General features: G+C 62.2%; 11 protein-coding genes. 4 read left to right on the top strand and 7 right to left on the bottom strand.

Annotated elements, in window-relative coordinates:
• The first annotated feature begins 48 nt into the window (after positions 1-48).
• Complete coding sequence (locus VLL26_RS10940; protein WP_342319098.1) at positions 49-2,265, top strand: NADP-dependent isocitrate dehydrogenase; 2,217 nt, start codon at positions 49-51, stop codon at positions 2,263-2,265.
• A 184-nt stretch (positions 2,266-2,449) separates the two neighbouring features.
• Here VLL26_RS10940 and VLL26_RS10935 read toward each other — a convergent pair whose 3' ends face one another.
• Complete coding sequence (locus VLL26_RS10935) at positions 2,450-3,283, bottom strand: endonuclease domain-containing protein (RefSeq protein WP_342319097.1); 834 nt, start codon at positions 3,281-3,283, stop codon at positions 2,450-2,452.
• 209 nt (positions 3,284-3,492) lie between these two features.
• Between VLL26_RS10935 and VLL26_RS10930 the strand changes: the two genes are divergently transcribed.
• Positions 3,493-4,815, top strand: coding sequence for an O-acetylhomoserine/O-acetylserine sulfhydrylase (locus VLL26_RS10930; RefSeq protein WP_342319096.1), 1,323 nt, complete (start codon positions 3,493-3,495; stop codon positions 4,813-4,815).
• A 35-nt stretch (positions 4,816-4,850) separates the two neighbouring features.
• Positions 4,851-5,951: a homoserine O-acetyltransferase MetX gene (gene metX / locus VLL26_RS10925; RefSeq protein WP_342319095.1), complete on the top strand. Its 1,101-nt coding sequence runs from the start codon at positions 4,851-4,853 to the stop codon at positions 5,949-5,951.
• Here the strand turns inward: metX and VLL26_RS10920 are convergent.
• Together VLL26_RS10920 and VLL26_RS10915 are read right to left on the bottom strand one after the other, a co-directional pair.
• Entirely contained in the window at positions 5,948-6,283 is a 336-nt protein-coding gene (locus tag VLL26_RS10920) for a DUF3017 domain-containing protein (RefSeq protein ID WP_342319094.1), read from the bottom strand. The two genes, metX and VLL26_RS10920, sit on opposite strands and share 4 nt — an antisense overlap.
• The gene (locus tag VLL26_RS10915) at positions 6,276-7,124 is read right to left on the bottom strand and encodes a bifunctional methylenetetrahydrofolate dehydrogenase/methenyltetrahydrofolate cyclohydrolase (protein WP_342319093.1); all 849 of its coding nucleotides are present in this window, start codon (positions 7,122-7,124) and stop codon (positions 6,276-6,278) included. The genes VLL26_RS10920 and VLL26_RS10915 overlap by 8 nt, the downstream gene beginning before the upstream one ends.
• A 25-nt stretch (positions 7,125-7,149) precedes the next feature.
• Here VLL26_RS10915 and VLL26_RS10910 point away from each other — a divergent pair, with 25 nt between their 5' ends.
• On the top strand, positions 7,150-7,620 hold the full coding sequence (locus VLL26_RS10910; RefSeq protein ID WP_342319092.1) for a tRNA (cytidine(34)-2'-O)-methyltransferase: 471 nt from the start codon (positions 7,150-7,152) through the stop codon (positions 7,618-7,620).
• On the opposite strand, the gene VLL26_RS10905 is transcribed toward VLL26_RS10910, so the two are convergent.
• Genes VLL26_RS10905 through VLL26_RS10890 form a run of 4 tightly spaced genes read right to left on the bottom strand, consistent with a single transcriptional unit; the run spans position 7,617 to position 13,155 of the window.
• Complete coding sequence (locus tag VLL26_RS10905) at positions 7,617-8,261, bottom strand: MOSC domain-containing protein (protein ID WP_342319091.1); 645 nt, start codon at positions 8,259-8,261, stop codon at positions 7,617-7,619. The genes VLL26_RS10910 and VLL26_RS10905 overlap by 4 nt on opposite strands.
• Positions 8,245-9,543, bottom strand: a complete 1,299-nt coding sequence (locus VLL26_RS10900; RefSeq protein ID WP_342319090.1) for a PH domain-containing protein — start codon at positions 9,541-9,543, stop codon at positions 8,245-8,247. Before VLL26_RS10900 ends, VLL26_RS10905 begins: the two co-directional genes overlap by 17 nt.
• A gap of 13 nt (positions 9,544-9,556) precedes the next feature.
• Entirely contained in the window at positions 9,557-10,006 is a 450-nt protein-coding gene (locus tag VLL26_RS10895) for a PH domain-containing protein (protein WP_425292323.1), read from the bottom strand.
• 20 nt (positions 10,007-10,026) lie between these two features.
• Positions 10,027-13,155 (bottom strand): error-prone DNA polymerase, encoded by a 3,129-nt coding sequence (locus tag VLL26_RS10890; RefSeq protein WP_342319088.1) that lies wholly within the window; start codon positions 13,153-13,155, stop codon positions 10,027-10,029.
• Positions 13,156-13,476: the final 321 nt, after the last annotated feature.

The raw sequence follows: 13,476 nt of genomic DNA, 5'->3' as shown, positions 1-13,476 counted from the left end.
GTATCCTTGATACCTGAATTGAATCTATATAAGTAGAGGAGACTACTAGTGGCCAAAATTATCTGGACCCGCACCGACGAGGCACCGCTGCTCGCCACCTACTCGCTAAAGCCGATTGTCGAGGCATTCGCCTCCAACGCTGGCGTAGAAGTAGAAACCCGCGACATCTCCGTGGCTGGCCGCATCTTGTCCCTATTCCCAGAGCGTGTCAAGGATGAGGCATACACCCACGACGCACTTGCCGAGCTGGGCGCGTTGACGCTGAGCAAGGACGCCAACATCATCAAGCTTCCCAACATCTCCGCGTCGATCGTTCAGCTCAAAAAGGCCATTGCTGAACTGCAAGCAGCCGGTTTCGACATTCCGCACTACCCAGACAACCCGTCCACCGACGAAGACCGCAAAATCTTGGAGCTTTACAAAACCGTCACTGGCTCCGCAGTCAACCCAGTCCTGCGCCAGGGCAACTCAGACCGCCGCGCACCAGAAGCCGTAAAGAATTACACCCGCAACCACCCACACACCATGGGCGAATGGTCCAAGGACTCCAAAACCAACGTGGCCACCATGGACAAGGATGACTTCCGCAGCAACGAGAAGTCCGTCATCATGGAAAGCGATGACACCCTCACTATCAAACTGATCACTACCGACGGCAACGAGGAAGTGCTCAAGGACAACCTAAAGGTTATCGACGGCGAAGTTATCGACGGCACGTTTATGTCTGTCAAGGCCCTCGATGCCTTTATTCAAAGCGCCGTCAAGCGCGCTAAGGAAGAAAACGTCCTCTTTTCCATCCACCTGAAGGCCACCATGATGAAGGTGTCCGACCCAATCATGTTTGGCCACGTCGTACGCGCCTACTTTAAGGACGTCTACGACAAGTACGGCTCCGAGTTGCTAAATGCGGGCCTCAACGGTGAAAACGGCCTCGGCGCCATCCTTGACGGTCTGGATGCCCTGCCCAACGGCGAGGAGATCCGCGCCGCCTTCGACAAGGCGCTTGCCGACGGCCCCGACCTCGCCATGGTTAACTCCCACCGCGGTATCACCAACTTGCACGTACCTTCCGACGTAATCGTCGATGCCTCCATGCCCGCCATGATCCGCACCTCCGGCCACATGTGGAACGCCGACGACCAGGAGCAAGACACCCTGGCCGTGCTGCCAGACTCCTCCTACTCAGGCATCTACCAAGCCGTCATCGACGACTGCCGCGAAAACGGCGCCTACGACCCAACGACCATGGGCACCGTCCCAAACGTCGGCCTGATGGCCCAAAAAGCTGAGGAATACGGCTCCCACGACAAAACCTTTAGAATCCCCGCCGACGGCACCGTCCAAATAGTCAACTCCGCCGGCGAAGTCCTCATCTCACACGACGTAGAAGCAGGCGACATCTGGCGCGCCTGCCAGACCAAAGACGCCCCAATCCAGGACTGGGTGCGCCTCGCGGTCGACCGCGCCCGCAAGTCCGGCATGAAAACCATCTTCTGGCTGGACAAGGAACGCGCGCACGACCGCAACCTGATCAGCCTGGTGGAGAAGTACCTCAAGGACCACGACACCGAGGGCCTGGACATCACCATCGAGTCACCAACCGAGGCGACCCGCACCTCCATCGAACGTATCCGCCGCGGTGAGGACACCATTTCCGTGACCGGCAACGTCTTGCGTGACTACAACACGGACCTGTTCCCAATCCTTGAGCTCGGCACCTCCGCCAAAATGCTCTCCATCGTCCCGCTCATGGCCGGCGGCGGCCTATTTGAGACCGGAGCTGGTGGTTCTGCCCCGAAACACGTCCAGCAACTGCAGGAAGAAAACCACCTGCGCTGGGACTCCCTCGGCGAATTCCTCGCCCTGGCCGAGTCCTTCCGCCTGGAAGCCGACCACGGCAATACCACCGCCGGCATTCTCGCTGACGCGCTGGACAAAGCTACTGAGACCCTCCTCGAGGAGGGCAAGTCTCCGTCGCGCAAGGTCGGCGAGATCGACAACCGCGGCTCCCACTTCTACCTCGCTCTCTACTGGGCAGAGGAGTTGGCGAAGCAAACCGACGACGCGGAAATCGCCTCTACCTTTAGCCCCGTCGCCGAGGCGCTTCGCGCCAACGAGGAAACCATCGCCGCTGAACTTCTCAACGTCCAAGGCTCCCCCGCCGACCTCGGCGGCTACTACCTGCCCGACGACGAGATGACGTCCGCGGTAATGCGTCCGTCTCAGACCTTCAACAAGATCATCGACGAGCTGGCTGCGAAGTAACCCGTTTTCAAGCACACCCCCGGGCGTTATGGTCTGGGGGTTAGTTGTCGAAGGCCCGCCCGCCTGCCCGCGCCCGAAACCGCCCGCGAAACCGCAAATGTTTGTTAGTGGATGTTAGTCAGTCGAGTAAACCTCCTTCCAACGCACCCATCTACTCGACTGACTAACATCCACTAACAAACATTTAGCCAAACGGGCGCCCGCGGCCCAGCGCTGAGCGCACCTCACGAACAAAAGCTTCGGGGTCCGACAGAAGTTGTGCGGGGCTGTAGCGCAGGAACACGTAGCCTTGGTTGGCGATCTGCTTTTGTCGCTCGTATTCCTTCTGACGGACTTTTTCAGCGTCGGCGCTTCGGTACTTGATCCCTCCGTCGATCTCGACGACGAGCCAGTCGTCGATAAGTAGGTCGACGCGGTATCCTTCGATTTTCACCTGGGCTTTGATCCCTGCGATGCTGGCCTCGATTAGCAAGCCTCTCGCGTAGCTTTCATACGGGGACTCTGAGGTAGCGATGCTCATCTCGAAGCAGCGCCGGACCACCGCGATGCCTTTGAACCGCCCCATGGATTTGATCTCCCGGGCGATGCTTTCACGCTCGACGCCCTGGAAGCGCAGCCAGTCGATGGCTACCAGCCCTTCGACAAAGCCGTGGCAGCGGGCGATGTCTACGAAGGCGCGTATCGCGGAGGTGGCTCGGATTCCTGATATCTCTATGACCTGCCAGGTCGGCAGTGTGAAGTGCCGGAACACGAACTTGCCCGACTGGCGTCGGCTTGGGGATATTCCGCGGCTGGGCAGGGATAGTTCCACTTTGTTGTCGGGCGCGCCGATTAGCCACATTCCGTGTAGTCGTGCGGCGGAGCGGCCGACCAGCACGGCTCCTCGGCTGGATAAACCTGCGGCCACCACGCGCACGAGTTGTTGTTCGTGCCGCGCCAGCTCCTCCCACACGGAGCGCGGGAAGGCGAGGTGGTCGCCCATGGGCAGATGCTCTGGTGCGTGTGGTGAGCTGCGCATGTTGATTAGGTTCTGAAGGATTTTTTCGTGCAGGGCGTGCCGCTGCGCGGTGTCGTGCGGATGTTCTTTGTTGACCCCCATGTTCTATTAGACCTCTCGGTTCAGAATTTGGTTCCCTCGCCTATTTTTATTCACACATAACCGCAGCTCAGAACCATCAATAGACCGCTTGGTTCAAAACTTTTAGTCCGAGCTTTACAGTGATCACCATGGCAAAATACGACAACACACAAGCACACGAGTGGGCATTCGAGACCCGCTCTATCCACGCCGGCCAGACCGTTGACTCCGACGCGGGAGCACGCAACCAGCCGATCTTCATGACCACGTCCTACGTATTCAACGACGCCCAGCACGCGGCCGATCGATTCAGCCTCGCAGACATCGGGCCGATCTACACCCGCTTGACCAACCCGACGCAGCAAGCACTAGAGGACCGCATTGCCAGCCTCGAAGGTGGCGTGGCCGCACTGACGTTTGCGTCTGGCATGGCCGCAGAAACCGCGGCGATTACCAACCTCGCCTCCTCCGGCGATCACATCGTCACCTCGCCTCGCCTCTACGGCGGCACTGAGACCCTCTTTCAGGTCACCTTGAAGCGCTACGGAATCGACGTCAGTTTCGTCGACAACCCGGATGACCCGGAGTCATGGCAGGCAGCAGTCAAGCCGAACACGAAGGCTTTCTATGGCGAGACCTTCGGCAACCCGATCGCCGACGTGCTCGACATCCCGACCGTCGCTGAAGTCGCGCACCGCAACAGTGTGCCGCTGATCGTTGACAACACCATCGCCACCGCAGCACTGGTCAAGCCGCTTGAGCTGGGAGCTGACATCGTCGTCGCCTCTACCACCAAGTTCTACACCGGCAATGGTGCCGCCATCGGCGGCGTGCTTGTCGACGGCGGCAAGTTCGACTGGACCGTCGAGCGTGACGGAGAACCGGTCTTCCCCTATTTTGTCACCCCGGACCCTGCCTACCACGGCCTGAAGTACGCCGATTTGGGTGCCCCCGCCTTCGCCCTGAAGGCACGCGCTGGCATTTTGCGCGATACCGGCGCTGCGATTTCTCCCTTCAACGCCTGGGTGGCGCTGCAGGGCCTGGACACCCTCAGCCTGCGCGTTGAGCGTCATAACGAAAACGCCCTGAAGGTTGCCGAGTTCCTGTCCAAGCACGAGAAGGTTGCCAGTGTGAACTTCGCTGGCCTGCCGGACTCGCCGTACTACGCCACGAAGGAGAAGCTCGGACTGAAGTACACCGGTTCGGTGCTTTCCTTCGACATCGCCGGCGACGCCAACGACCGCGAAACTGCGTGGAAGTTCATCGACGCCCTCAAGCTGCACTCCAACCTGGCCAACATCGGAGACGTGCGTTCCTTGGTGGTCCACCCGGCCTCCACCACGCACTCCCAGTCCGACGAGAACGGCCTGAAGCGCGCTGGTATTACCCAGGCGACGGTTCGCCTTTCGGTAGGTATCGAAAACATCGACGACATCCTCGCCGACCTCGAGCGCGGTTTCGCCGCCATCTAGGTTGCCGTTTAGGAATCCGGAAAGGAAAACGCTTCGTGGTCACTGCTCTTCCCGTCGACGGCCAGCTCGAGCAGGTGAGGATTGGCCGCTTCGACACGGAGGCGGGGGCGCTGATAGAAGATGCCACTATCGCTTTGCAGCGGTGGGGTCAGTTTCGCGGCGACCCCCACGGAGATAACAACGTGCTTGTGGTCGAGCACGCCCTGACCGGCGATTCCAACGCTGCCCAGTGGTGGAGCGAGGCGATTGGGCCGGGGAAAGCTTTGGACACCGACCGCTGGTGCATCATCTGCACAAACGCCCTTGGCTCCTGCTATGGATCCACTGGCCCGGCCAGCCCGCACCCGGCCGGCGGGTTGTGGGGTTCGCGTTTTCCGGCCGTGTCCATCCGCGACATGGTGCGCGCCGAACGCGCGGCGCTAGAAAAGCTCGGCATCACGCACGTTCATGCCGTCCTCGGTGGCTCGATGGGGGGCGCGCGCAGTCTCGAGTGGACGCTGCTCTACCCCGACTCCGTCAACTTCGCTTGCGTGATCGCGGTTTCGGCGCGTGCCAGCGCCTGGCAAATCGGCATCCAGGAGGCGCAAATTTCCGCCATCACTCGCGATCCGAACTGGCAGGGCGGCGACTACCACGGTACTGGGCGCGCCCCCGATGAAGGGCTTAGTGCCGCCCGGCGCATCGCACACCTGACGTACCGCGGCGAGCTGGAAATCGATGAGCGTTTCGGCACCGACGCCCAACCGGGCGAAAACCCACTCGGGCCTTATCGCCGCGACGACCAGCGCTTCGCGGTGCAAAGCTACCTCGACCACCAGGGACACAAGCTTGCGAAGCGTTTCGATGCCGCCTGCTACGTCTCTTTGACCGAATCCCTTAACCGCCATGACGTTGGGCGCGGCCGTGGTGGGCTGAACAAAGCTCTAGCTTCCTCGCAGGTGCCAACCATGGTTGTCGGCATCGACACTGACATTCTCTACCCTTACCACCAGCAAGAACACATGTCGCGCAACTTGGGTAAGCTGCTGGGCATGTCGAAGCTGTCCAGCCCCACCGGCCATGATGCTTTCCTCGTCGATGTTCGCGGCATGGCTTTGATCCTGCGCCGCTTCATTGCACGTATCAGCGCGAGTTAACTGCCCAGCGAGTCCACCGAACCGGCGAGAAACATCATTGTGGCGCCTAGTGCGGTGCAAAACAGCGCGTCGAAGCGGCGGGAGCGCACAGCAACGAGGCCGATGACCCTGGAATCGCAGGTGTAGCGCATCAGCGCCAACCACACCATCACCGCCCCGAGGACGAAGGTGGCGCGGCGCCAGTGCTCAGTTGCTGCGAAGACGCCCGAGAGCACGAAACCCACGACGAACAGCCCGGCCATTGCCCTTTGTGCCCAGACGGGCAGGCGGGATTCCGGGTTGTTCAGGTCATGCGGGTTGTCCACCGACAACCCTGCGGCCGTATTAGACAAGTTGCTCGGCTCGCTCCACGATGTTGCGGACCAGGAAGGTCCGGGTCATCGGTCCGACGCCGCCCGGGTTGGGCGAGATCCACGCGGCTTTCTCCCACACGTCTGGGTGTACGTCGCCGGTGGTTTTTCCGTCGACGCGGGAGACGCCGACGTCGAGAATAGCGGCGCCTTCCTTCACCATGTCGGCGGTAAGCATGTGCGGTTTGCCGGCGGCGGCGATGATGACGTCGGCGCGGCGGGTCTCGGCGGCTAAGTCTTTCGTGCCGGTGTGGCACAGCACCGCTGTGGCGTTGATGTCGCGGGTGGTCAACATCAACGAGATGGGCCGGCCCACGGTCACGCCGCGGCCGATGACGCAGACGATGGCGCCGTCGAGTTCGACACCGAAACGCTCAAGCAGTTTCAGCGAACCGTTCGGGGTACACGGCAGCGGAGCCGGTTCACCTAGCACCAGCTTGCCCAAGTTCACGGGGTGTAAACCGTCGGCGTCCTTGTCTGGGTCGATCAGCCCAAGGATGCGGTTTTCGTCGAGGTGCTTCGGCAGCGGCAGCTGAACGATGTAGCCGGTGACGTCCGGGTCGTTGTTGAGCTCGTCGATAAGCTGCTCCAGGCGCTCCTGCGTAGTGTCGCCGGGCATTTCCTTCATGATGGAGGCGATGCCAAGCTCCTCGCAGTCCTTGTGCTTCATGCGCACGTAATTCTGGCTCGCCGGGTCGTCACCGACGAGCACCGTGGCCAGGCCCGGCGTGACTCCCTTGTCTTTGAGCGCGGCGACGCGCTTTTTAAGGTCCGCGAAAATCTCCTCGCGGTAGAGCTTGCCATCTAGTTTCTTCGCAGTCACGCACCCCATCCTAGACTTGGATGGCGTGTGCGCACTCCACGTCATCTTCGACAACCCCGTCATTCCGCCGAACACTGGCAACGCGATACGCATGTGTGCAGGCACCGGAGCCACCTTGCATCTGGTGGAGCCGCTCGGCTTCGATTTGAGCGAGAAGCATCTGCGCCGCGCGGGCCTGGATTACCACGACCTCGCGCACGTGAGCGTTCACCCTGACATCGATGCTTGCTTCGCGGCCTTGGCCAACTCGCGTATTTTCGCCTTTACTACTCAAGCCACCAGACATTTCCATACTGTGGAGTACCGCGACGGCGATGCTTTGCTCTTTGGCACCGAACCGACCGGTTTGCCGCGTGAGCACTCTCACCACCCGCGGGTAAAAGACCAGGTACGGATCCCCATGCTGCCGGGCAGGCGGTCGATGAACCTGTCGAATAGCGCCGCCGTGGCGTGCTATGAGGCGTGGCGCCAGCTTCAGTTCGTCGGCGGCATCTAAGCAAAGCGTTTGTCCCACCGCGCTTGATACAGCGTCGGCAAGATGTTGAGCTGCCAGAGGCGCCGGGCGATATCGGTATCGCCCATCACCGCGGCGAAGGCCTCCCCCATTGTCAGGCCGTGGTCTGGTTCGTTGAGCGCCACGATGTCGTCGCCGGGGCGGATCACGCCAGGTTTGACGACCCTCAGGTAACAGCCGCAGTCGCCGCTGGCTGTGAAACGCCTAATCCAGTTCGGCTCGCCCATCCAGCCCGCGAAGGTGGCGCATGGCGAGCGCGGCACGCTAACTTCCAACTGCGTTTCGCCGATGCGGAAACGTTGGTTGATGATCACGCGTGTCCAGTCGATGCCGGAGGTGGTGAGGTTGTCGCCGAACAGGCCGTTGTCCAGCGTGCGCGAGAGTTCTCGTTCCCACCAGTCGTAGCGTTCTCGGCTGAAGGCGTAGACGGCTTTGTGCTGGCCACCATGGTGCTCGGTGTCGCCGATGATGTCCCCTCGGACGCCGGAGCCGTCGCCGTAGTCGGGCCCGGGGATCTCCACGAGGATCTCAGGCGCTGGCTGTTTATCGATTCCGCTGACGCGGTTGCGTCCGCCTGGGTCATTGTGCGGGCGCGCGATATTTGTACTAATCACTGCTGCCATAGGCCAACTCTAGCTGGGGCAGATCTCGGGTACGCAGCTTTTCGACGAGCTGCCACGCCTGCCCCTCATCCAAATCTTTCGCCACCACGCGCACCGGCCCTGGCACTAAGTCGCAGCGCACATGGGCGAGGCCCAGGCGGCGCTGCAGCGTTCCCTGTTTGAAAGTTAGTTCTTGGATGTGCGGCACTTTGGCCATGCAGATTCGGCGTGAGGCGCGCCCCAGGGTGACCACGACCATGCCGCTGGTGATGGTGACCGACTGTTGCCGCCAGTCCAGCGGGGAGACGCAGCGTGCGCGCCGCGGCGAAGATATTTCGGGGCGAAAGCTTTTCATCTGCGCGGCGGAAAAGGGCGTCACGTTGGCCAGGATCTCGAGGGCTTGGTCGAAGGAGCCGACCGGCAGCAGCGCTGAGGTTCCGGTGCGGGTGTTGCGTTCGCTGCCGTAGCCTGCGACGGTGATTGATACTCGCCACCAGCCGAAGATGCGCCACAAAACCGGTTGTGTCATTTTCACGGCGTGGATGCGCTCGAGAAGAACGGTTTGGCGGCGCCGGTTGGCCAGGCCGTAGGTCAGGTTCAGCGACGAAGGTGTGGACGTGTCCAGGTTGGCGGTGAAACGCCAGGATTGGTCGATTGTTTTCCAGATATCCGGCACAAGGCCCACCAGCACCGGAATAACTGCTGCGGCGCCCAGCCCTGTCCACAGGGGGATGCACGCCCAGGCGAGCGCGAAAACAGTGGTCAGGCGCAATGCGGTGGCGGCAAGGGAGCGCATGGTTGGGATGGGGGCGACAAGATCTTTGTTGATCGTGTCATCACGGGTGCTCACACGCAGGATCTCGGCGCGCACCTGTTCGGCTTCGGCGCGGGGCAGGTAGGCGATCTCGATGGCGGAGTTTGCTGCGCCCGCAGCCTCTAGGCGCACGGCGGCCAGGCCGCATAGGCGCGGGACGAAAGGTTCGACAAGGTCGACGGCTTGGATCCGGTCGTAGCGTGCGCTGCGCACCTGGGTGGTGAAAAGGCCACGGTGTAGTTCGATCTGTTCCTCGTCGAGGCGAAAGCCTGTGCGCGCCCACCACAACTGCGAGACTGCGAAGATCACGATCACGCTCGCGGCTATTGCCCCCACGGCGATGAGGCCTGTGCGGGCGTCGACGTGGCCTTTCTCGGCGAGCTCGATAAGCGGTTTGGTGGAGTTGAACACCACAACTGCCGCGATGGCTAGCAGGGTGGTCCACACTCGCAGCAGGGGTGAGAGCCGGTGGACACGGCGTAGCTTCACGTCTATCTCTCCCTTATATCCCGCTCATCCGTTCGCGGGCTTTGGCAGCGAGGCGCTCGCGCAGTGCATCTGCTTCATCTGCTGGCACGCCTGGCAGCCGGGAGTTCGATGTGCTGGAGGCGGTGTTGATGATCAGGTTCTTCAGTCCCAGGGCGCGCCCGACCGGCCCGGAGGTCACATCGACGAACTGGATGCGCCCGTACGGGATGAGCGTGAGGGTGTGCCACATTTTTCCCCGGCTCAATACGATTTCGTTGTCGGTTTCAAGCCAGCCCAGGTTGCGCACCTGGAATGGGATCAAGATGAGTTGGAAGATGAGGAAGGTGCCGGCTAGCGCCAGTGCAATCCACCACCAGGCGCCCCACGTGGCGACTGCCCAGCCGGCCAACCCGAGCAGGATCGCCCCGATGATTAAGGTGCGCACCAGGTAGGGCACCATCAGCTTTGTCGACACGGGGGTCAATTCCATGGGCGCCATCTTATCTAGCGGAAGTCCCGCGACCCGCGTGAGAGCCACTCCCCCAGCGCTAGCGGCTCGAACTTGTCCGCCACAACGTTGACTGCACCGTTGGCGTTTTGCACCACCCCGCGCACGATGAGTGCTTTCGCGGTGCGTGCCAGCACATGGTGGCGCTTGAACAGCCCTGGGGAGACCACCACGTTGATCAACCCGGTTTCGTCCTCCATGCCGAAAAAGGTCACGCCGCTGGCGGTTTGCGGCCGTTGCCGGTGTGTGACTACCCCCGCCACCCGCACGCGCGAGCCGTCTTCGACGTGGGCTAGGTCGGTGGCGGTGAAAAGGCCGTCGGCAAGCAATGCCTGCCGCAGAAGCTCAAGCGGCTGTTTGTCGTGCGTCACGCCTGTCGACGCCACATCCGCCGCCATCAACTCGAAAGCGTTCATGCCTGGAAGTGGGGGCGCCTGGACCGCTGAGATGCCCGGCAGCATGCCGGCGCGCTCGGTCGCGGCGATGCCCGCCTGCCACTGCGCTTGGCGGCGATCCACTCCGAAACAGTCCAGCGCCCCCGCCTTGGCCAGCGCGGCAACTTGGTCGACGCTCACGTCTGCGCGGCGCGCCAGGTCCGGGATGCCGTCGAAAGGCTGCGCTCGCTCGATGCGCTCGGCCGCCTTGGTGCCGAGGCCTTTGACCAGGTTCAACCCGAGGCGGATCGTGGTGTTGTCGACGCACAGCGCCTCTCCCCCGGACGTGTTGACGTTGATGGGTTCGACGACCACCCCGTGGCGGCGTGCGTCCTGGATCAAAGACTGCGGGGAGTAAAACCCCATCGGTTGGGCACGCAGAAGTCCAACGCAGAACTGGGCTGGGTAGTAGCGCTTAAACCAGGCAGAGAAGTACACCAGGGAAGCGAAGGACTGTGAGTGCGATTCGGGGAAACCGTAGGCGGCAAACGCCACGATCTTGCTCCACAGCTTCTCCGCGGTGGCCTTATCGATCTGATTGTTTAGCCAACAGCCGGCAAAGAAGCGGGCTTTGAGCGCCGCCATCTTCTCCGGGGAGCGCTTCGCGCCCATCGCACGGCGCAGCGCGTCGGCTTCCCGGCCGGAAAAACCTGCCGCGTCGATGGCGATCTGCATCAATTGCTCCTGGAACAGGGGGATGCCAAGCGTTTTGCCTAGCGCTTTTTCCAACACCGGGTGGTCGTAGACCACGGCTTCCGTGCCGTCGCGGCGGCGCAGGTAGGGGTGGACGGAGCCGCCCTGGATGGGTCCGGGTCGGATCAGGGCTACCTCCACGACCAGGTCGAAAAAGCAGCGTGGTTTCAACCTGGGCAAGGTGGAGAGCTGAGCGCGCGATTCGACCTGGAACACGCCCACCGCGTCGGCACGGCAGAGCATGTCGTAGACCTCGCTGTCGGCGAGGTCTAACTCCCACAGGTTGACGGTGCGCCCGGTGGTGTCGCGCACGAGGTCGATCATGTGGTGCAAGGCTTCCAGCATGCCCAGGCCCAGCAGGTCGAACTTGACTAGGCCCGCTGAGGCGCAGTCGTCTTTGTCCCACTGCACCACCGAGCGGTTTTCCATGCGCGCCCATTCCACGGGCACGACGTCGGCGATCGGCCGGTCGCAGATCACCATGCCGCCGGAATGGATGCCTAAGTGGCGCGGCTGGCCTTTGAATTGTGCGGCGAGCTTTTCGACGACCTCCGGTGGGTTTTCGATCCCCTTCGACCACGCATCGGCGGCGCCTAGGGCGTAGCCGAGCGCGCGGGCAGCGTCGCGGATCGCGCCTTTGGTGCGGTATGTGATCACGTTGGCCACCTGAGCGGCGTTGTCGCGCCCATAGGTGGAATAGACGTACTGGATGACTTCCTCGCGCCGGCCAGACTCGATGTCTAAGTCGATGTCGGGTGGGCCATCGCGATCAGGTGATAAGAAACGCTCGAACAGCAGGCCCGCGGAGATCGGTTCGGCGTTGGTGATGCCGATGGAAAAGCACACCGCCGAGTTTGCTGCTGAGCCGCGCCCTTGGCACAGGATGTTTTCGCGGCGGCAGAAGTCCACTAGGTCGTGGACGATAAGGAAGTAGCCGGGAAACCCCAACCGCTCGATTACTCCTAGTTCATGCTCGATCTGTGCGAGCGCTCGTTGCCGGATTTGCTCCGGGCGGGTGGCGTAGCGCACGGCAGCCGCAGAGCGGGCCATCTCACGTAGCCAGCTCATCTCGTCGTGGCCCTCGGGGGTGGGAAAGCGCGGCAGTTCGGGCGCGACCAGGTTCAGGGTAAAGGCGCATTGGCGGGCCAATTCGACCGCTGCCTCGATTTTGTCTTCACTTCCCGGACACAACTGTAGGATTTGCTCGCCGGAGCGCAGCCAGTTCGCCCCCATCGGGTGCAGCTCGCCGTGGGCTGTGCCCAACGCTTCACGACGCCCCAGGGACCGCTTCGCTGCCGCTAGTCGTGCTTCGTGGCGGGTTGCTGCTGCGGGCACCGCGGAGATGATCGCGGGTAGATGCGGATACTCGTCCAGGAGGACATGGTGGTCGGCGTCTGCTGGGGTCATGGAAACCTCGTATTTTCTGACCACCCGGTCCGCCCCGAAAAGATCGACCAGGTGAGCGATTTCACCTGCCCACTCCCAGCCGGCCAGGACGGTGCAGGTGCCGCCGAGTTCCTTGGCGACAAGCGCAAGCGGGGGGTAGGACACCTGCCCTTTTTCCCGCGTGGCCATGTGTGCACGGGCCATGAGCCGCGACAGGCGCCGGTAGCCCTCCGGGCCACGCGCCAGCAACGCTAGGGTGCGTTGCTCCAGGCTTAGCTCGGCGCCGAAGACTGTGTCGATGCCTGCTTCCGCAGCAGCCTCGGCGAACTTGACTGCGCCGTAGAAACCGTCTTTATCCAGCAGTGCAAGTGCACCGATGCCGAGTTGTGCGGCGCGGGCCACGAGGTCTTGTGGGTCGCTGGCACCGTCGAGGAAACTGTAGGAGGACACCGCGTGCAGTTCGGCGAAAGGCGTGCTGGGCGCCGGCGGGGTATCGGGGATGTCGCCGGGCGGGCGTGTGTGGTTCACAGGGATGGGCTCGGGTCCTGGTCGGCCGGAAAGGATCCGCTCCAACCGGGACCAGCTCAACGCCTCCCCGCCGTGAAATCTCATGGGGCAAGGATAGCGTATTTCGAACATATATTCCACTATCTTTTGGGCACCTGACTTGCGCGAGGAATCCACCGCCCTAACCCACTGCCTTTGCCTAAATCGCGCTTATCTTCGACCGTCTTGGGAAGTTGACCGCCTACCGCACACGCAGAGCCCACTTAAAGGCCAAGGGCGCCACCGGGCGGGCACCCTTGGTCTTTGTTCCGTTCTTTTCGCGGTACCTGCAGCGCTCATCTCCTCCTTGGGGTGCGTCTGAGCCTGTTTGCCACCTCAGCGGTTGCGGTGTGCAGTTTCCCTGCGGGCGTGGAGCTTGGTTGGCCT

It is taken from the genome of Corynebacterium sp. BD556 (assembly GCF_038452275.1).
GTDB lineage: Bacteria > Actinomycetota > Actinomycetes > Mycobacteriales > Mycobacteriaceae > Corynebacterium > Corynebacterium mayonis.
The sequence above is the reverse complement of the archived record's forward strand: the minus strand, read 5'-3'. Positions and strand labels throughout refer to the sequence as shown.

What these genes read in the sequence shown, in the direction of transcription:
- VLL26_RS10935 (WP_342319097.1), bottom strand. Translation starts at nt 3,283, where the DNA reads ATGCGCAGCTCACCACACGCACCAGAGCATCTGCCCATGGGCGACCAC.
- VLL26_RS10930 (WP_342319096.1), top strand. Translation starts at nt 3,493, where the DNA reads ATGGCAAAATACGACAACACACAAGCACACGAGTGGGCATTCGAGACC.
- VLL26_RS10905 (WP_342319091.1), bottom strand. Translation starts at nt 8,261, where the DNA reads ATGGCAGCAGTGATTAGTACAAATATCGCGCGCCCGCACAATGACCCA.
- VLL26_RS10890 (WP_342319088.1), bottom strand. Translation starts at nt 13,155, where the DNA reads ATGAGATTTCACGGCGGGGAGGCGTTGAGCTGGTCCCGGTTGGAGCGG.